This is a genomic window from Streptomyces sp. NPDC101234 (assembly GCF_044767525.1).
Taxonomy (GTDB): domain Bacteria; phylum Actinomycetota; class Actinomycetes; order Streptomycetales; family Streptomycetaceae; genus Streptomyces; species Streptomyces sasae.
The window spans coordinates 25,670-43,472 of record NZ_JBIWOA010000006.1; the positions used below are offsets into that span (position 1 = coordinate 25,670).

General features: G+C 72.2%; 18 protein-coding genes. 13 read left to right on the forward strand and 5 right to left on the reverse strand.

Going from position 1 to position 17,803, the window contains the following annotated elements; translation table 11 throughout:
- Positions 1 to 3 precede the first annotated feature (3 nt).
- A complete protein-coding gene (gene hutU / locus ACIRR9_RS12855; RefSeq protein WP_403750597.1) occupies positions 4 to 1,668 on the reverse strand; it encodes a urocanate hydratase in 1,665 nt (554 codons plus the stop codon).
- A 139-nt stretch (positions 1,669 to 1,807) separates the two neighbouring features.
- On the opposite strand from hutU, the gene ACIRR9_RS12860 reads away from it, so the two are divergent.
- The 5 genes from ACIRR9_RS12860 to ACIRR9_RS12880 all read left to right on the forward strand — a co-directional run bounded on the left by ACIRR9_RS12860 (position 1,808) and on the right by ACIRR9_RS12880 (position 5,505).
- Positions 1,808 to 3,217 carry a diaminopimelate decarboxylase gene (locus ACIRR9_RS12860; protein WP_403750599.1) on the forward strand — a complete coding sequence of 470 codons (1,410 nt, stop codon included), beginning with the start codon at positions 1,808 to 1,810 and terminating at the stop codon, positions 3,215 to 3,217.
- Between the two features lie 172 nt (positions 3,218 to 3,389).
- Complete coding sequence (locus ACIRR9_RS12865; protein ID WP_123976474.1) at positions 3,390 to 3,779, forward strand: hypothetical protein; 390 nt, start codon at positions 3,390 to 3,392, stop codon at positions 3,777 to 3,779.
- The gene (locus tag ACIRR9_RS12870; protein WP_403750601.1) at positions 3,776 to 4,567 is read left to right on the forward strand and encodes a transcriptional regulator; all 792 of its coding nucleotides are present in this window, start codon (positions 3,776 to 3,778) and stop codon (positions 4,565 to 4,567) included. Before ACIRR9_RS12865 ends, ACIRR9_RS12870 begins: the two co-directional genes overlap by 4 nt.
- Before the next feature lie 31 nt (positions 4,568 to 4,598).
- Entirely contained in the window at positions 4,599 to 5,102 is a 504-nt protein-coding gene (locus ACIRR9_RS12875) for a roadblock/LC7 domain-containing protein (protein ID WP_384559888.1), read from the forward strand.
- 28 nt (positions 5,103 to 5,130) lie between these two features.
- Positions 5,131 to 5,505 carry a hypothetical protein gene (locus ACIRR9_RS12880; protein ID WP_365341077.1) on the forward strand — a complete coding sequence of 125 codons (375 nt, stop codon included), beginning with the start codon at positions 5,131 to 5,133 and terminating at the stop codon, positions 5,503 to 5,505.
- A 31-nt stretch (positions 5,506 to 5,536) separates the two neighbouring features.
- On the opposite strand, the gene ACIRR9_RS12885 is transcribed toward ACIRR9_RS12880, so the two are convergent.
- The 3 genes from ACIRR9_RS12885 to ACIRR9_RS12895 all read right to left on the reverse strand — a co-directional run bounded on the left by ACIRR9_RS12885 (position 5,537) and on the right by ACIRR9_RS12895 (position 8,569).
- Entirely contained in the window at positions 5,537 to 6,139 is a 603-nt protein-coding gene (locus ACIRR9_RS12885; protein ID WP_403750603.1) for a hypothetical protein, read from the reverse strand.
- Positions 6,140 to 6,221: 82 nt separating this feature from the next.
- Positions 6,222 to 7,064 (reverse strand): MurR/RpiR family transcriptional regulator, encoded by an 843-nt coding sequence (locus tag ACIRR9_RS12890; RefSeq protein WP_123976469.1) that lies wholly within the window; start codon positions 7,062 to 7,064, stop codon positions 6,222 to 6,224.
- Complete coding sequence (locus ACIRR9_RS12895) at positions 7,061 to 8,569, reverse strand: aromatic amino acid ammonia-lyase (RefSeq protein WP_316769924.1); 1,509 nt, start codon at positions 8,567 to 8,569, stop codon at positions 7,061 to 7,063. Before ACIRR9_RS12895 ends, ACIRR9_RS12890 begins: the two co-directional genes overlap by 4 nt.
- A gap of 141 nt (positions 8,570 to 8,710) precedes the next feature.
- Between ACIRR9_RS12895 and ACIRR9_RS12900 the strand changes: the two genes are divergently transcribed.
- From ACIRR9_RS12900 to ACIRR9_RS12925, 6 genes are all read left to right on the forward strand, one after another.
- Complete coding sequence (locus ACIRR9_RS12900; RefSeq protein WP_403750606.1) at positions 8,711 to 9,748, forward strand: ABC transporter ATP-binding protein; 1,038 nt, start codon at positions 8,711 to 8,713, stop codon at positions 9,746 to 9,748.
- On the forward strand, positions 9,745 to 10,386 hold the full coding sequence (locus tag ACIRR9_RS12905; protein WP_365341085.1) for an ABC transporter permease: 642 nt from the start codon (positions 9,745 to 9,747) through the stop codon (positions 10,384 to 10,386). Before ACIRR9_RS12900 ends, ACIRR9_RS12905 begins: the two co-directional genes overlap by 4 nt.
- Position 10,387: 1 nt before the next feature.
- On the forward strand, positions 10,388 to 11,050 hold the full coding sequence (locus ACIRR9_RS12910; protein WP_365341087.1) for an ABC transporter permease: 663 nt from the start codon (positions 10,388 to 10,390) through the stop codon (positions 11,048 to 11,050).
- Between the two features lie 11 nt (positions 11,051 to 11,061).
- Positions 11,062 to 11,991, forward strand: coding sequence for an ABC transporter substrate-binding protein (locus ACIRR9_RS12915; protein ID WP_403750608.1), 930 nt, complete (start codon positions 11,062 to 11,064; stop codon positions 11,989 to 11,991).
- Between the two features lie 129 nt (positions 11,992 to 12,120).
- The gene (locus tag ACIRR9_RS12920; RefSeq protein WP_403750610.1) at positions 12,121 to 12,744 is read left to right on the forward strand and encodes a carbonic anhydrase; all 624 of its coding nucleotides are present in this window, start codon (positions 12,121 to 12,123) and stop codon (positions 12,742 to 12,744) included.
- A 72-nt stretch (positions 12,745 to 12,816) separates the two neighbouring features.
- Positions 12,817 to 13,230, forward strand: coding sequence for a hypothetical protein (locus tag ACIRR9_RS12925; RefSeq protein WP_403750612.1), 414 nt, complete (start codon positions 12,817 to 12,819; stop codon positions 13,228 to 13,230).
- Between the two features lie 333 nt (positions 13,231 to 13,563).
- Here ACIRR9_RS12925 and ACIRR9_RS12930 read toward each other — a convergent pair whose 3' ends face one another.
- Positions 13,564 to 14,955, reverse strand: coding sequence for a cystathionine beta-synthase (locus ACIRR9_RS12930; RefSeq protein WP_384559904.1), 1,392 nt, complete (start codon positions 14,953 to 14,955; stop codon positions 13,564 to 13,566).
- A 149-nt stretch (positions 14,956 to 15,104) separates the two neighbouring features.
- Here ACIRR9_RS12930 and ACIRR9_RS12935 point away from each other — a divergent pair, with 149 nt between their 5' ends.
- Positions 15,105 to 16,169 carry an SGNH/GDSL hydrolase family protein gene (locus tag ACIRR9_RS12935; RefSeq protein WP_403750614.1) on the forward strand — a complete coding sequence of 355 codons (1,065 nt, stop codon included), beginning with the start codon at positions 15,105 to 15,107 and terminating at the stop codon, positions 16,167 to 16,169.
- A gap of 267 nt (positions 16,170 to 16,436) precedes the next feature.
- Positions 16,437 to 17,657: an acetyl-CoA C-acetyltransferase gene (locus ACIRR9_RS12940; RefSeq protein WP_403750616.1), complete on the forward strand. Its 1,221-nt coding sequence runs from the start codon at positions 16,437 to 16,439 to the stop codon at positions 17,655 to 17,657.
- Positions 17,658 to 17,803 lie beyond the last annotated feature (146 nt).

Sequence of the window (17,803 nt, forward strand, 5' to 3'; positions counted from 1 at the left end):
TCGTCACGCCGACTCGCCTTCCCGCATGGGCACCCGCACGCCCCGCTCGTCCGCGACCGTCTCCGCGATGTCGTAGCCGGCGTCCACGTGCCGGATGACGCCCATGCCGGGGTCGTTGGTGAGGACCCGGCGGATCTTCTCGCCGGCCAGCTTCGTGCCGTCGGCGACCGTGACCTGGCCGGCGTGGATGGAGCGGCCCATGCCGACCCCGCCGCCGTGGTGGATGGAGACCCAGGACGCCCCCGAGGCCACGTTGACCATCGCGTTCAGCAGTGGCCAGTCGGCGATCGCGTCGGAGCCGTCGAGCATGGCCTCGGTCTCCCGGTACGGGGAGGCCACCGAGCCGCAGTCGAGGTGGTCACGGCCGATCGCCAGCGGCGCCGCCAGCTCACCGCTGGCCACCATGTCGTTGAACCGCTCGCCGGCCTTGTCCCGCTCGCCGTAGCCGAGCCAGCAGATACGCGCCGGCAGCCCCTGGAAGTGGACCCGCTCACCGGCCAGCTTGATCCAGCGGGCGAGGGACTCGTTCTCCGGGAACAGGTCGAGGATCGCCTTGTCCGTCTTGGCGATGTCGGCCGGGTCGCCGGACAGGGCGGCCCAGCGGAAGGGGCCCTTGCCCTCGCAGAACAGGGGGCGGATGTAGGCGGGGACGAAGCCGGGGAACGCGAACGCCCGCTCGTAGCCCGCCAGCTGGGCCTCGCCGCGGATCGAGTTGCCGTAGTCGAAGACCTCGGCGCCCGCGTCCATGAAGCCGACCATGGCCTCGACGTGCTTCGCCATCGACTCACGCGCCCGGGTGGTGAACCCGGCCGGGTCCTTGGCCGCGGCGTCCGCCATGTCCTCGAAGGCCACGCCCACCGGCAGGTAGGACAGCGGGTCGTGGGCGGAGGTCTGGTCCGTGACGATGTCGATCGGGGCGGACTCGGCGAGCATGCGGGGCAACAGCTCCGCCGCGTTGCCCAGCAGACCGATGGAGAGCGGACGGCGGGCGTCACGCGCCTCGACGGCCAGCTGCAGCGCGTGCTCCAGCGAGTCGGCCTTCACGTCCAGGTAGCGGTGCTCGATACGGCGCTCGATCGCACGGGGGTCGCAGTCGATGCAGATCGCGACGCCGTCGTTCATGGTGACCGCGAGAGGCTGGGCGCCGCCCATGCCGCCGAGGCCGGCGGTGAGGGTGATCGTGCCGGCCAGGGTGCCGTTGAACTTCTTCGCGGCGACCGCGGCGAACGTCTCGTAGGTGCCCTGGAGGATGCCCTGGGTGCCGATGTAGATCCAGGAGCCGGCGGTCATCTGGCCGTACATGGTCAGGCCGAGGGTCTCCAGGCGGCGGAACTCCTCCCAGTTGGCCCAGTCGCCGACGAGGTTGGAGTTGGCGATGAGGACGCGCGGGGCCCACTCGTGGGTCTGCATCACGCCGACCGGGCGGCCGGACTGGACCAGCATGGTCTCGTCCTGCTTGAGGGTGCGCAGCGTGCGGACCATCGCGTCGAAGGAGCGCCAGTCGCGGGCGGCCTTGCCGGTGCCGCCGTAGACGACGAGCTTGTCGGGGTGCTCGGCGACCTCGGGGTCGAGGTTGTTCTGCAGCATCCGCAGGGCGGCTTCCTGCTGCCATCCCAGGGCGCTCAGTTCCGTACCGCGCGGCGCTCGTACGGGGCGGGGTCCTGACATGGTCTGCCTCCTCGGATGTTCTTGCGGTTATTCACATCCTGACCCCCTGAATAGAACTAGTCAATACATCGGTCGGCCAGCATGGGCGCCCCCCGGATGTTTGGCTGGACTTATGGGCCTTAAAGGTGTGGACGACGACATGTCGGGGGACGTCGTGGACAGTGACAGGGACGGCGACAGGGACGGGTGCGGGGACGACGTCGAGCGGGTCGTGCGGCGGGACGCCGCCGTGCGGGCGGCGGTGGAGCAGGGGCTGCTGGGGCCGGACGCGCCGATCGTGGGCCTGCTGGACGTGGCCGGCATCCGCGCCTCGGCGGCGGCGCTCCGCCGGGCGTTCGCGGCGGTGGCGGCGCCGGGGCAGGAGATCCTGCACGCCTTCGCGGTGAAGGCGAACCCGCTGGTGCCGGTGGTGCGGCTGCTGGCCGGGGAGGGGATCGGCGCCGAGGTGGCGAGCGCGGGCGAGCTGGCGCTGGCACGGGCGGCCGGGGTACCGGTGACGCGGACGGTGTTCGACGCGCCCGCGAAGACGGCGACGGAGCTGCGCGAGGCGCTGGCGCTGGGCGTCGCCCTGAACGCGGACAGCCCGCAGGAGCTGGGCCGCATCGACGCCCTGGTGCGGGACGGCGGTCCCGGCCGCTCGCCGCTCGGCATCCGGGTGAACCCGCAGCTCGGCGCCGGGTCGATCGGGGCCACCTCCACCGCGACGGCGACCTCGAAGTTCGGGGTGGGGCTGCGGGACGAGGGGGCGCGGGAGTGGGTCGTGCAGGCGTTCACGGAGCGGCCGTGGCTGACGCGGCTGCACGCGCACATCGGGTCGCAGGGCATCCCGCTGTCGCTGCTGGCGCGGGGCGTGGCGGAGACGTACGCGCTGGCCGAGGAGGTCAACGCGCGGATCGGGCGGCGGCAGGTCGACACTCTCGACATCGGCGGCGGGCTTTCGGTCAACTTCGGGTCGGAGCGGACGGAGCCGACGTACGCGCAGTACGCGCGGCTGCTGGCGGAGGCCGTGCCGGGGCTGTTCGACGGGCGGTACGGGCTGGTGACGGAGTTCGGGCGGTCGCTGCTGGCCCGGCACGGCACGGTGGTGGCCCGGGTGGAGTACGCGAAGAGTTCCGGCGGGCGGCGGATCGCGGTGACGCACGCGGGCGTGCAGGTGGCGCCGCGGACGGTGTACGTGCCGGAGGCGTGGCCGGTGCGGATCGCCGCGTACGACGCGAAGGGGCGGCCGAAGGAGGGGGCGGCGGTGGTGCAGGACGTGGCGGGGCCGGCCTGTTTCTCGGGCGATCTGCTCGCCGAGGGGCGTGCGCTGCCACCGCTGGAGCAGGGGGACCTCGCGGCCGCACTGGACACCGGCGCGTACTACTTCGGCAGTCACTACTCCTACAACTCCCTTGCCCGGCCCGGGGTTTACGGCTTCGCACCGGACGGCGACGGAGGCGTGGCGTTCGCCGTCGCACGGGAGCCGCAGACGGTCGCGGAGATCGTGGCCGAATCCGGCGGGGCGCGCGCCGACGCGCTCACCACCCTGCATGCATCCACGAGCCGTTGAGACACCCGTGACAGAGGGATCAACTGGTGCGAAAAGCAGCCCAGTTGACCAACACTAGCCTGCCGAAGGCACGTTCCACCGGAAAATGCCAAACGACTCTCCCCTCCCCGCACACGTTGCGTAGTGTCTGCGTCACTCAACCGGAGTCCCAGGCGGCGGGAGGGGAGCCACGGTGCCCGGAATCGACGAGTGTTTGCTGGAAGCGATGCGCCTGCCCGGTGCCAGGGGCGCCGCGTTGGTGGACTGGACGAGCGGGCTGGCCCTGGGCACGGTCGGGGAGGCGCCCGGCGGTGACCACGAGACCACCGCGGCGGAGGCCGCCGAGCTGGCCCGGCTGGCCGCCGAGCACGGGGCCTTCAGCACGGGGGACGACATCGATGTGAGTCCTCCGGTGGAGGACCTGATCGTCAGCAACCGGGACAGCTACCACCTGCTGCGGTTCGTGGTCACGTCCTTCGACGCCACGGTGTTCCTGCATCTGTGGCTGGCTCGCGAGGACGGCAATCTCGCCCTCGCCCGGATCCGGCTCGGCGACATGGCCGAGCGGCTGGTGCTGGGATGACCGTGGTCGAAACGCCTCCGCCGTTGCCGGTCCGGGACCGGGCGGCCCTGCGCGACCGGACGGCCGGCGCGCTCTCGCCGATGCTGATACGCCTCGCCGCGGAGCGGGCCACCGGAGTCCTGGTCCGCGAGTACGGCAGCCTGCATCTGGCCGAGGGCCGCGTGGTGCACGCCGAGAGCCCGCTCGCCCCCGGCCTCGACGTGCTCCTCACGGCCCACGGCACGCTCGACGCGGCGGCCTGGCCGTGGACCGACGACATACCGGCCGCCGCCCACCGGCTGCTCGCCGCCGGTCTGCTGCCCAGAGGCGCCCTGGAACTGTGCGGGCTGAACGCGCTCTACGACGCCGCGTACTTCGCGCTGTCGCCCAGCAGTACACCGGGCCGCTTCCGCTACGGCGACCCGCCCACCCCCGCTCCGCTGCACTCCGTCCCCGTCGCCGCCATGGAACGCGAGACCCTGCGCCGCCGTGAGCTGCTGGACCGGCTCTGGCCCGATCCGGCGACGGACGGCGCCCCGCTGATCCGCGCCGACCCCCTCGCACCGCCGCCGCTCACGCCCCGGCAGCGGGCGGTCCTGGACCGGGTGGACGGTGTCCGCACGGCCCCGGAGATCGCCCGGGAACTGGGCCGGCCGGCCTTCCACACGCTGGTGGACGTCCGGCGGCTGGCGGCGGCCGGGCTTCTCGCCCCGGCGAGCACCGTGGCCGCCCCGCCCGTGCTCCCCCAGGTCACCGACCCCGACATCGCGCTGCTGAAGAGGCTCAGGGATGCGCTGGAGGCCCTTTGAACGGCACCGCCCCGCCGAGAGGAGACAGCTGATGGCGGCAGAACCCGGCAGCTCCGACAGAGAGGCCGTCCTCGACGAGCTGCGCCGGTTACGCAGCCGGATGCCCCAGCTCACCGGTGCCCTCGCGGCCGGCGTGGACGGCCTCGTCATCGCCCATGACCTCCCCGGGGTCGACCCGGAGGGCCTGGCCGCGCTCACCGCGGCCGAGCTCGGCGTAGCCGTCCGGGTCTCGGACGCCACCGGGAAGGGCGAGCTCAGGGAGCTGCTGGTGCGCGGCGAGGACGGCTATGTCGCCACCTACGCCGCGGGCCGCAGCGCGGTGCTCACCCTGCTCACCGAGGACCGGGTGAACGTCGGCCGGCTGCACCTGGAGGGCCGTAGGGCGGCCGTCCGGATCGGGGAGCTGGTCGACAAGGCCGAGGCCGCCGCCCGGGCCCTGCGGCCCGCCCGCGCCGCCGCCACCCCACGAACCAGAACCACGCGCACGCCACGCACCAGCACCACCACCGACGCGCGCACCGCAACCGACAGTTGAAAACGGAAGTCCGAGAGGAAAGACCACCATGGCCAACACCGAAACCGCGCTGAAAGAGTGCCTCACCTCCATCGAGGGAGCCACCGGCGTGGCGCTCGTCGACTACACCAGCGGCATGGCGCTGGGCACGATGGGGGGCAGCAAGACCTTCGACCTGAACGTGGCCGCCGCCGGCAACACCGACGTGATCCGCGCCAAGATGCGCACCATGGAGCACCTCGGCCTCAAGGGCGAGATCGAGGACATCCTGATCACGCTCTCCGCCCAGTACCACCTGATCCGGCTGCTCAAGGGCCGGGGCGGCAACGGCCTCTTCCTCTACCTGGTGCTCGACCAGTCCCGCGCCAACCTGGCGATGGCCCGGCACCAGCTGAAGAAGATCGAGGAGGAGCTGGAGGTCTGACCGGACCTCGGACCAGGCCTCGGACCAGGCCTCAGACCAGTGCCGCGGTGCGGCGGCGGGCTCCGCCCGGGGCCGCGTCGCCCGCCGCGACGCCGGTGCCGCGGTACGCCTTGACGGTCTTGCCGGCCGGGCCGCCGCCGCGCCCGTCGAGCCAGTCGACGCGCAGCCACATCAGCTGCTCCCCGGCCCGCTCCCGGCGGCCCAGCCAGGCCGCCTTCAGCCGCAGCCCGGTTCCGGTCCCGGCGAGCAGCATGCCGCCGGCCGCGGGCACCGCGAAGGAGCTGCCGAGCGCGGCGGCGAAGGCCAGCAGCAGCCACCAGCGGTGGCCCCGGCGCCAGTTCCGCACGGTCACCGCCCGGTCCTGGAGGACGTCGTGCTTGCCGGCCCGGGCGGCACCGCGCAGCAGCGCGGTGTACCGCTTGCGACGGGTGAGCGCCACGACGGCGGCGCCGATGACGAACAGCGCGGCGCCGGCCAGGACGCCGATCCGCCGCCCGGTGATCCCCGGGGGCAGCACCCCGACGCCCGCCGCGAACACCCCGGCCCACCACAGGGGTGCGGCCCCGGCCCGTACGACGACGGCCACCCGGGCCAGCCCCTGCACCCCACGCCCTTCCCCTGCCCCACGCGCCATGTCCGCAGCCTCCTCGCCGGTCTCGCCCCAGTCCGTAGGGCGGGACGGTAACCAGCGAACGTGAGACGAGCCTTAAAGCCGCCTACTCGACGAAAAGACCCCGCACCGCCGCCCGTGCGTCGAACTCCTCCAGGCGGGCCTGCGCGTCCGGCAGGTCGTCGCACATCGCTTCCAGGAGCACCCGGCCCAGCAGCATCGGCGCGCAGGCCGTGTCGAAGGCCAGTCCGGTGCCGACGGCGGCCGGCAGCAGCAGGTCGGAGACCTTGGCCACGGGCGCGAACGCGGAGTCGGCGACGGTCACGACGGTCAGCCCGGCCTCCTTGGCATAGCCGAGGGTGTCCACGACCTCGCGGGGGTGCCGGGGCAGCGCGAAGCAGAGCAGCGCGGAGGCGCCGGCGAGGACGGCCGCGTCGATCCGGTCGTGGATCATCGTGCCGCCCTCGTTGAGCAGCCGGACGTCCGGGTGGACCTTGGCCGCGAAGTAGGCGAAGCCGTACGCCTGGGAGGCGGCGGCGCGCAGCCCGAGCACCGGCAGCGGCCGGGAGGCGGCCAGCAGCCGCCCCGCCTGCTGCACCGGGCGGGGGTCGGCGAGCACCTCGGCGAGGTGCCGGAGGTTCTCGATCTCGGCCTCGACGGCCTGCTGGTACTCGTTGTACGACCCGGAGCCGGGCGCCTGCTCCGGGGGCACGACCTCGCGCAGGTGCTTGCGCAGCGCCGGGTAGCCGTCGAAGCCGAGGGCGACCGCGAACCGGGTGACGGAGGGCTGGCTGACCCCGGCCAGTTCGGCCAGCTCCACGCTGGACAGGAACGGCACGTCGGCGGCGCGCCGCACCATGCTGTGCGCGATGCGCCGCTGGGTCGGCGTGAGCCGGTGTCCCTCGAAGAGCGCCTGCAAGCGAGTCGCAGGGCTGTCGGTCACGCTCATGACGTGCTCCCCCTCCAGATGTCCGTGAACCGGTCGAGCAGTTCGGCCGCCGCCATGACGTCGTCCGTGAGCGGCCGGTCGGCCGGGTCCGCCTCCAGCACCGCCTCGGCGAGCTCCAGCGCCCTGCCCGCCCCGAGCCCGGGTTCGGGCCTCAGTTCGCGCTGGCGCAGCGCCCGTACGGCGGCGACGAGTTCGCAGCCGACCACCAGACGGTACGCACGGCAGGCGCGCAGCGTTTGACGGGCGGCGAGCGAGGCGAAACTGGCCTGCTCCTCGACGCCTCGGGAGAGTACAGCGTGCCCCAGGGAGGCGGGCGCGGAGAAGGCGCGCAGATCGCCGAGGGCGGCTCCGGCGGCGTACTCCAGGATCATCACGCCGGAGGAGGCGGGCTCCTGGTCGGCGAGGAAGGGGCGCAGCCGCGTGTAGGCGGGCTCGTTGAGGGTGGACAGACGGGATGTGGACAGCCGCGCGACCTGGGTGACGGCGAGTCTGAAGTGGTCCAGGGCGAGGGCGAGTTGGGCCTGGTAGAAGCCGCCATGGTGGTAGGCGGCGAGGTCCTCGGGCGAGATGAGGGGGTTCTCGGCGGCCGCGTTGATCTCGATCGCCAGCACGCCTTCCAGGGCGTCGGCCGCGTCATGGGCCGGGCCGTGGATCTGGGGCAGGCAGCGGAAACCGTACGGGTCCTGGATCCGGCCCAGCGGCGGGGTCGGCCGGTCCGCGGCGCCGATCAGCTCCCGCATCCGGCGGGCGACCTCGACGCTCCCCCGGTGCGGGCGGGCCGCGTGCACGGGAGCGGCGTAGGCCTCGTGGGAGCCGTCGACGGCGAGCAGCGAGAGCGCGGCGACGACCTGGGTGGCCTCGATCAGGCCGCGCAACTCGTGCAGGGCGAGCGCGGACTGGCCGAGGGTGAGGGCGTTGCTGCTGATCAGGGCGAGGGCGTCGTTGTTGTCCAGGGGCTGGGATTCCGGTGCGCCGGCGCCCCGCCAGGGGTGCTCCCCCGCCAGCGCCAGCCCCACCTGGGCCAGCGCGGCGATGTCCCCGGTGCCGACCGAGCCGAACTCGTTGACGACCGGATACGCGCCCGACTCCAGCGCCTCGCACAGGGCCGTGACGACACTGGGCCTGAGCCCCGCGCCGCCCGCCAGCAGCTGGTTCGCGCGCACCGCGAGCATCGCCCGCACCTGCCGGGCGGGCAGCTCCTCGCCGATCGCGCCGGCGTGACTGCGCAGCAGCCGCAGCCCGTGTCCGGCGGCGGCCTCGGTGGGCACGTCCTCGTTGCGGTTGGCGCCGACGCCGGTGGAACGGCCGTAGACGCGGCCGGTCGCCGCGATCTGCCGGGCGGCGTTCCAGGACTCCTCCGCGCGGCGCATCGCGTCCGTGCCGGGGACCGGCCGTGCGGTGCCGTCGGCGAGGCGGACGACGTCCTCAACGCCCGTTCCGATGCCGTCGAGGACCACCAGGCCGGAATGTGTAGCTCCGGGAGCGTCCACGATACGAGACGACATCACGCCCATACTCCCATCAATTCGGACACTTGATCTTGCCTACCGGTCATCCGTTACCTCGGATTAACGTCAGACCGTTGACAAGCTATTCACACACCAAGAACTCTGCATGACGTTATACAGCCGGGCAAGGGACATCTCATGATCCAGTTCGACACGGTCCACAAGCGCTTCCCCAACGGCACGACAGCAGTCCACGATCTCTCCCTGGAGATGCCGGAGGGCGGGGTCACCGTCCTGGTCGGCTCCTCCGGATGCGGCAAGACCACCACCCTGCGGATGATCAACCGGATGATCGAGCCGACCTCCGGCACGATCAGGGTGAACGGCAAGGACGTCACCGAGCAGGACGCCGCCGAACTGCGCCGCTCCATCGGCTACGTCATCCAGCAGGCCGGCCTCTTCCCGCACCGCACGGTCCTCGACAACATCGCCACCGTCCCGCTGTTGCTCGGCTGGAACCGGAAGAAGGCCCGCGCCCGCGCCGCCGAACTCCTGGAGACCGTCGGCCTCGCCGCCGACGCCGGCAAGCGCTACCCGCACCAGCTCTCCGGCGGCCAGCAGCAGCGCGTCGGCGTGGCCCGCGCACTGGCCGCCGACCCGCCCGTGCTGCTGATGGACGAGCCGTTCGGCGCGGTCGACCCGGTGGTCCGGGCCCAGCTCCAGGACGAACTGCTCCGGCTCCAGAAGGAGTTGAGCAAGACCATCGTCTTCGTCACGCACGACATCGACGAGGCGGTCCGGCTCGGCGACCGGATCGCCGTCTTCCGCACCGGCGGGTACCTGGTCCAGTGCGCGCCGCCCGCCGAACTCCTGGCCCGCCCGGCCGACGACTTCGTGGCCGACTTCCTCGGCGCCGAGCGCGGCCTGAAGCTGCTCTCGCTGAAGACCCTCGCCGAGGTCCCGCAGGGCCCGGCCCCCGAGGGCGACGCCTGGACCCTGGTCCTCGACGCCGAACGCAGGCCGCTGCACTGGGCCTCGAAGGACGCCGAACTCCCCGTACGGCCGCTGGCCGACGGCGACTCGCTGCTCTCGGCCCTCAACGAGTCGATCGCCTCCCCCACCGGCCTGATAGCCCGGGTCGACGCGACCGGCGCCCTCACCGGCGTCTCGTCCCGCGACGACATCCACGCCCACGCCGGCCAGGCGCACTCCGAGGCCCGGGTGGTGGCCGCATGACCATCGACTGGTCCTGGATAGGCGACCACACCGACGACCTCACCAGCCTCACCCTCTCCCACCTCCAGGCCGCGATGACCGCCGTCTTCCTCGGTCTGCTGATCTCGCTGCCGCTCGCGGTGCTCGCCCACCGGGTCCGCCCGCTGCGCGGCTTCCTGCTCGGCCTCTCGAACGTGCTCTTCACGATCCCCTCGATCGCGATCTTCGTGCTGCTGCTCCCGGTCAGCGGCCTGACCCGGACCACCACCGTCATCGGCCTGACCGTCTACACCCTGGTCGTGCTGCTCCGGAACACCGTCGAGGGCCTGGACTCGGTCCCGGCGAAGACCAAGGAGGCGGCGAAGGCGATGGGGACGCGCCCGCTGCGCACCCTCCTCACCGTCGAGTTCCCGCTCGCCCTGCCCGTGATCTTCGCGGGCGTCCGCATCGCCACGGTCATGTCCATCTCGCTGGTGAGCGTCGCCACCTACATCGGCGACGGCGGCCTCGGCCAGCTCTTCACCGACGGCTTCCAGCGCGACTTCCCGACCCCGGTGATCGTGGGCGTGGTCCTCACGATCCTGCTCGCCGTGGTCGCGGACGCAGCTCTGGTGGCCCTCCAGTACGTCCTCACCCCGTGGCGCAGGAGGCGAGCCTGAGATGTTCGAACTCATCAAGAACCTCGGCACCTGGCTGACCAGCGGCTCCCAGTGGGCCGGCCAGGACGGCATCGCCCACCGGCTCGCCGAGCACCTCCAGTACTCGCTGCTCGCCACCCTGATCGCCGCCGCGATCGGCCTGCCGATCGGACTGCTGATCGGCCACACCGGCAAGGGCGCCTTCCTCGCCATCAACCTGGCGTCCTTCGGGCGCGCGCTGCCGACCGTCGGCCTGGTGGTCCTGGTCTTCCTGGCGGGCGGGCTCTCGATGCTGCCGGTGTACGTGGCGCTGGTCGCCCTCGCGGTCCCGGCGATCGTCACCAACACCTACGCCGGGATGACGGCCGTGGACCCGGACGTCCGCGACGCGGCACGCGGCCAGGGCATGCGCGGCCACCAGGTCCTCCTCCAGGTCGAGTTGCCGCTGGCGCTCCCCCTGATCATGACGGGCCTGCGCCTCGCGCTCATCCAGGTCGTCGCCACCGCCACCATCGCCGCGTACGTCTCCTTCGGCGGCCTCGGCCGCTACGTCTTCGACGGACTCGCCCAGCGCGACCTCGTCCAGGTGCTCGGCGGCGCGGTGCTGGTCGCGGTCGTGGCCGTCGTACTCGATCTGCTGCTCAGCACCCTCCAGCGCCTCCTCTTCCGCCACCGCACTGCCTAGGGATCCCGCAGATGAACCGTCGTACCCTCCTCGGTGGCCTGCTCGCCGCCGGATCCGTGCCCGCCCTCGCCGCCTGCTCCAGCGGTATCACCTCCCTGAACGAGAGCAGCGGTTCGACCGCCGGCGGCGGCTCCAGCAAGGGCGGGATCACCATCGGCACCGCCAACTTCACCGAGAACCAGGTGCTCGGATACCTCTACGCCGCCGCCCTCAAGCAGGCCGGCGTCAAGGTGAAGGTCCGCCCGAACCTCGGCACCCGGGAGATCGTGATCCCCGCGCTCAAGGCCGGCGACATCGACCTGCTGCCCGAGTACCAGGGCGCCCTCCTCAACTACCTGGCCCCGAAGGACAACTCGTCCGAGCCCGGCACCATGCAGAACGCGCTCACGGTCGCGCTGCCCAGCGGCCTCCAGGTGCTGCCGTACGGGCAGGCGGCCGACTCCGACTGCTTCGTCGTCACCCGGGCGACCGCCCAGAAGTACGGCCTGACCTCGCTCGCCGACCTGGCCGCGCAGAACGGCAAGCTGGTCATCGGCGCCGCGCCCGAGGTGAAGAAGCGGCGGGTGGGCGCGGTCGGGCTGCAGGAGGTGTACGGCGTCCAGTTCAAGGAGTTCAAGTCGCTGGACTCGGACGGGCCGCTGGTCAAGGGCGCGTTGAAGAAGGGCGATGTGGACGTGGCGAACCTCTTCACCACCGACACCGACATCGCGGCCAACGGCTGGGTGGTGCTGGCCGACCCGAAGAACCTGATCCCCAGCCAGCACATCGTCCCCCTCATCGCCGACCGCAAGGCCGACGACACGGTCCGCAAGGCCCTCGCCAAGCTCGGCAACGTCCTCACCACCGAGCAGCTCACCCAGCTCAACAGCCTGGTGGACAACGACAAGAAGGACCCGGAGGACGTGGCGAACGCGTACGCCGAGCAGCACGGGCTGGCCTGACCGGCCGGGTGCCCGACCGGGTATCGCGCGGGCGATGATCCGGCCAAGGGTCGTTAAACCAATACGCACCGTAACGTTTCCGCCGCGTACAGTGATGGTTCTACCGGCACCAGCACCTGAGGAAGCGTCATGGCCTCCAACCCCACGGCCTTTCCGGCGGCCACCGCCGTCGGCGCGCCGGCCGTCGCCTTCTCCTCGGCGGCCGTCGCCCCCTCCTCGGCGAGCGCGGCGCTCGACGAACTGCTCGCGGGCAACCGGCGCTACGCCACCGGCCGCCCGTGCCGCACCCGGGCCGCCCGGCAGCGCCCGTTCGCCGTCGTCCTCGCCTGTGTCGACTCCCAGGCCGTCCCCGAGCTGGTCTTCGACCAGGGGCTCGGCGACCTGCTGTGCATGAGGACGGCCGGGCAGGTGCTGGACGAGGCGGTGCTCGGCTCGATCCAGTACGGCGTGGCGGAACTGCGCGTCCCGCTGGTCGTGGTGCTCGGTCACGAGCCCTGCGGGGCCGTCGCCGCCACGCTCGGCCGGCTGAGCACCGGCGCGCCCGTCCCGGGCCATCTGGAGCTCCTCGCCGACGAGATCGCCCCGGCCGCCCGCCGGACCAGGGCGCTGCCCGGGGACTGGGCCGCCCACACCATGCGGGCCCATACCGTGTGGGTGCGGGACGCGATCCGGGCGGACTCGGCGTTCGCGGAGGCGTCGGTGGTCGCGGCGCGGTTCGACCCGGACAGCGGGCTGGTGTCGCTGCTGCCCTGAGGGCGGACCCCCAGGCGGATGCGGGGGATTGCCCCAGTGCGGAGGTGGTCCTGGGTCCCTACCGTGGACGCCATGACGGACGCGCATGACACCGACCTGAAGAAGGACCTCTCCGCCACCCTGCACGCCCGCAGGGAACTCGGGCCGGAGTACGAGTCGGAGCTGGCCGACTCCTTCCTGGAGAAGCTGGACCAGCGCATCGACGGAGCGGTGGAGCGCCGGCTGCGCCGGGGCATGGCCGAGCAGCAGATGCAGGCGGCCCGGGGTGCGCGCAGGGCGAAGGGCGGCGACTCCTGGGGCGAGCGGTTCGGCTTCGGGATCGCCTCGCTGGTGATGGCGGTCCCGCTGTCGTCGATCGGCGGCGCCTTCGGGGGCATGACGGGCCTGATCGCCACCTGGATCGGCATCGTCGGCGTCAACGCGGCCCAGGCGGTCCGCCTCAACCCCGATCTGTTCCGCGGCGCGGGCCGCGGCCGCGAGGACTGAGCCCGGAAAAAGTAATGCGCGGGGACCGCCGCACCCCCGTTACCGGGGGGCGGGACGACGGCGGTCCCCGCGAGGGACATGGACCGGGTCAGGGCCGGGTCGCACGTCCGGGCGTCCATGGAGGTCCGGGAGCCGCTCCGGAGGTCCTTGGACGTTCGGTGCCGGCTGGGGCGGGGAGCCGCTCCCGCCCTGCCGACACCCACTAATCTGCCGGACCCGTGTTAAGCGTGTGCTGCGTGGACGTGACGCGCTCGTACCACTTCCGCGAAGTCCACCACTTCGATAGGGAAACAGTAAGTTCCGCGGATTCACGGGCCGTTCACCGGAGGTTCGCTACTGCTTGCCGCCCTTGGCGAGAAACGCCAGCAGGTCCTGCCGGCTGACCACGCCCGTCGGCTTGCCCTCGACGAGGACGATCGCCGCGTCCGCCGCGCCCAGCACCTTCATCAGGTCCTCGACCGGCTCGCCGGAGCCGACCTGCGGCAGCGGTGCGCACATGTGCTTCTCCAGCGGGTCCTCCAGGGAGGCCCGCTTGCTGAACAGCGCGTCCAGCAGCTCGCGTTCGACGACCGAGCCGACGACCTCGGCGGCCATCACGTCCGGGTGGCCGGCGCCCGGCTTGACGACGGGCATCTGCGAGACGCCGTACTCGCGCAGCACCTCGATGGCCTGTCCGACGGTTTCGTCCGGGTGCATGTGGACGAGGGAGGGGATGGTCCCGGCGACCTTGTCGCTGAGGACGTCGGCGACCCGGGCGCTCGGGCCCTCGTCCTCCAGGAAGCCGTAGTCGGCCATCCACTCGTCGTTGAAGATCTTGCTGAGGTAGCCGCGGCCGCTGTCCGGGAGGAGTACGACGACCACGTCGTCCGGGCCGAGCCGCTCCGCCACCCGCAGCGCGGCCACGACCGCCATCCCGCAGGAGCCGCCGACCAGCAGGCCCTCCTCCTTCGCGAGGCGCCGGGTCATCTGGAACGAGTCCTTGTCCGACACGGCGACGATCTCGTCGGCGACCGTCCGGTCGTAGGCGGTCGGCCAGAAGTCCTCACCGACACCCTCGACCAGGTACGGCCGACCGGAGCCGCCTGAGTACACCGAGCCCTCCGGGTCGGCGCCGACCACCTGGACGCGGCCGTCGCTGGCGTCCTTCAGGTAGCGGCCGGTGCCGGAGATGGTGCCGCCGGTGCCGACGCCCGCCACGAAATGGGTGATCTTCCCCGCCGTCTGCTCCCACAGCTCGGGGCCGGTCGAGTGATAGTGCGACAGGGGGTTGTTCGGGTTGGAGTACTGGTCCGGCTTCCAGGCGCCGGGGGTCTCCCGCACCAGCCGGTCGGAGACGTTGTAGTACGAGTCCGGGTGCTCCGGGTCCACGGCCGTCGGGCAGACCACGACCTCCGCGCCGTACGCACGCAGCACGTTGATCTTGTCGGTGCTCACCTTGTCGGGGCACACGAAGATGCACTTGTACCCCTTCTGCTGGGCCACGATCGCCAGCCCCACCCCGGTGTTCCCGCTGGTCGGCTCGACAATGGTGCCGCCGGGCTGCAGTTCCCCGCTCTTCTCGGCGGCCTCGATCATCCGCAGCGCGATGCGGTCCTTCACGGACCCGCCCGGGTTGAAGTACTCGACCTTGGCGAGGACGGTGGCCTGGATGCCCTGGGTGACGCTGTTGAGTCTCACCAGCGGGGTGTTGCCGACGAGACTGATCATCGAGTCGTGGAATCGCACCGTTGTCTCCGGTTGCCTGCAAAAGAAATGGTCTTGGTGGTGTCGCCAGCCTACGGGGCACGTCCGAGGTTCACTCCCCGTTGAGATTGGCGGACGGTCCGTACGGGGCAAGGAGTGGATGGACGGCAACGAGGAGGTGGCGGCGACGCATGACGAGCATGTCGAGGGCACGGGTGGCCCGGCGGATCGCGGCCGGTGCGGCGTACGGCGGGGGCGGGATCGGGCTGGTCGGCGCGGCCGCGGTGGGGGTGGTGCTGGCCGAGGTGCGGATGGCCAGAACGGCGGTGGGCAACGGCAACAGCGGCGGACGGGTGCCGACCGCCGACGGCCGCTACGGCGACGGATCCGACTCCGGTGAGCCTCCGCTGCGTCTGGCGGTGCTCGGCGACTCCACGGCGGCGGGCCAGGGCGTGCACCGGGCCGCCCAGACGCCGGGCGCACTGCTGGCGTCCGGCCTGGCGGCCGTCGCGGAACGCCCGGTGGAACTCCGCAACGTGGCCCGGCCCGGCGCCCAGTCCGACGACCTGGACCGGCAGGTCGCCCTGCTCCTGGGCTCGACCGCGCCGGTCCCCGACGTCTGCGTGATCATGATCGGTGCGAACGACGTCACGCGCCGGATGCCCCCCACCCGCTCGGTGCGCCATCTCTCGGCGGCGGTCCGGCGGCTGCGCACGGCGGGTGCGGAGGTGGTGGTCGGCACCTGCCCCGACCTGGGCACGATCGAACCGGTACGGCAGCCGTTGCGCTGGCTGGCCCGGCGGGCGTCCCGGCAGCTGGCCGCGGCCCAGACCATCGGCACGGTGGAGCAGGGCGGCCGCACGGTGTCGCTGGGCGACCTGCTGGGCCCCGAGTTCGCGGCCAACCCGCGCGAACTGTTCGGCCCCGACAGCTACCACCCGTCCGCGGAGGGCTACGCCACGGCCGCGATGGCGGTGCTGCCGACGGTCTGCGCGGCCCTGGGCCTGTGGCCGGCGGAGGAGGAGCGCCCCGACGTCACCCGCCGCGAGGGCTTCCTGCCGGTCGCCCGCGCCGCGGCGGAGGCCGCGGCCGAGCCCGGCACGGAGGTCACGGCGGCGATGCCGACCGGGCCCCGGGGACCGTGGGCCCTCCTGAAACGCCGCCGGCGGCAGCGCGTCGAACCGCCCGACCTGCCGGCCGTCCCGGTCGCCGAAGAGACATGGTCGAGGGCCACGACGACGAACCAGGACGGCTAGGAGCGGAACACGCGGGTGACGGCGCCCCTGGCGCCGTCACCGTGAGAGGCAGGGTGACGTCCGGCGGGGTGCCCGGCAGGTGTGCGCGACGAAGGACCCAAGCAAGCGCTTAGAAAGTGCGGCCAGTGTCACACCCCGACACCCGTGACCGATGACATACGTACGGGTAACTTCCCAAGCACCCCTGCCAGTCCGTACGCCCGCCCGTCACCCGACCGCCACCCCTCAACGAGGCGCTACGCGCCGCCCCTTTCTTTTGGAGCCGTGATGCCCGAAGCCGTCATCGTCTCGACCGCCCGCTCCCCGATCGGCCGCGCCGTCAAGGGCTCCCTGAAGGACCTGCGCCCCGACGACCTCACCGCGACGATCATCCAGGCCGCCCTCGCCAAGGTCCCCGAGCTGGACCCGCGGGACATCGACGACCTGATGCTCGGCTGCGGTCTCCCCGGCGGCGAGCAGGGTTACAACCTCGGCCGGATCGTCGCCGTGCAGATGGGCATGGACCACCTGCCCGGCTGCACGATCACCCGTTACTGTTCCTCGTCGCTGCAGACCAGCCGTATGGCGCTGCACGCCATCAAGGCCGGCGAGGGCGACGTCTTCATCTCGGCCGGTGTCGAGATGGTCTCCCGCTACGCCAAGGGCAGCTCCGACGAGCTCCCGGGCACCCACAACCCGCTCTTCGCGGAGGCGGAGGCCCGTACCGCCGCCACCGCCGCGTCCGAGGGTGCCGGCTGGCACGACCCGCGCGAGGACGGTCTGATCCCCGACCCGTACATCGCGATGGGCCAGACCGCCGAGAACCTGGCCCGCATCAAGGGCGTCACCCGCCAGGACATGGACGAGTTCGGCGTCCGCTCCCAGAACCTCGCCGAGGAAGCCATCAAGAACGGCTTCTGGGAGCGCGAGATCACCCCGGTGACCCTGCCCGACGGCACGGTCGTCAGCAAGGACGACGGCCCGCGCGCCGGCGTCACCCTGGAGGGCGTCTCCGGTCTGAAGCCGGTCTTCCGCCCCGACGGCATGGTCACGGCCGGCAACTGCTGCCCGCTGAACGACGGTGCCGCGGCCGTGGTCATCATGTCCGACACCAAGGCCCGCGAGCTCGGCCTCACCCCGCTCGCCCGCATCGTGTCCACCGGCGTCTCCGGCCTCTCCCCCGAGATCATGGGCCTCGGCCCGGTGGAGGCGTCGAAGCAGGCCCTCGGCCGCGCCGGCCTGACCATCGACGACATCGACCTGGTCGAGATCAACGAGGCGTTCGCCGCCCAGGTGATCCCCTCCTACCGCGACCTCGGCATCCCGCTGGAGAAGCTGAACGTCAACGGCGGCGCCATCGCCGTCGGCCACCCCTTCGGCATGACCGGCGCCCGCATCACCGGCACGCTCATCAACTCCCTCCAGTTCCACGACAAGCAGTTCGGTCTGGAGACGATGTGCGTGGGCGGCGGCCAGGGCATGGCGATGGTCATCGAGCGCCTGAGCTGAGGTACCGCAGGACCCCCGAGTGACCCCTGAGTGACCGTCACGGGACCCACCGTGACACCACGGCCCGGTGTTCGAGAAAACCCCGAACACCGGGCCGATTTGTGATCCAATCTCCCCCAGGATGTGACCTATCTCCCTCTGTGGAG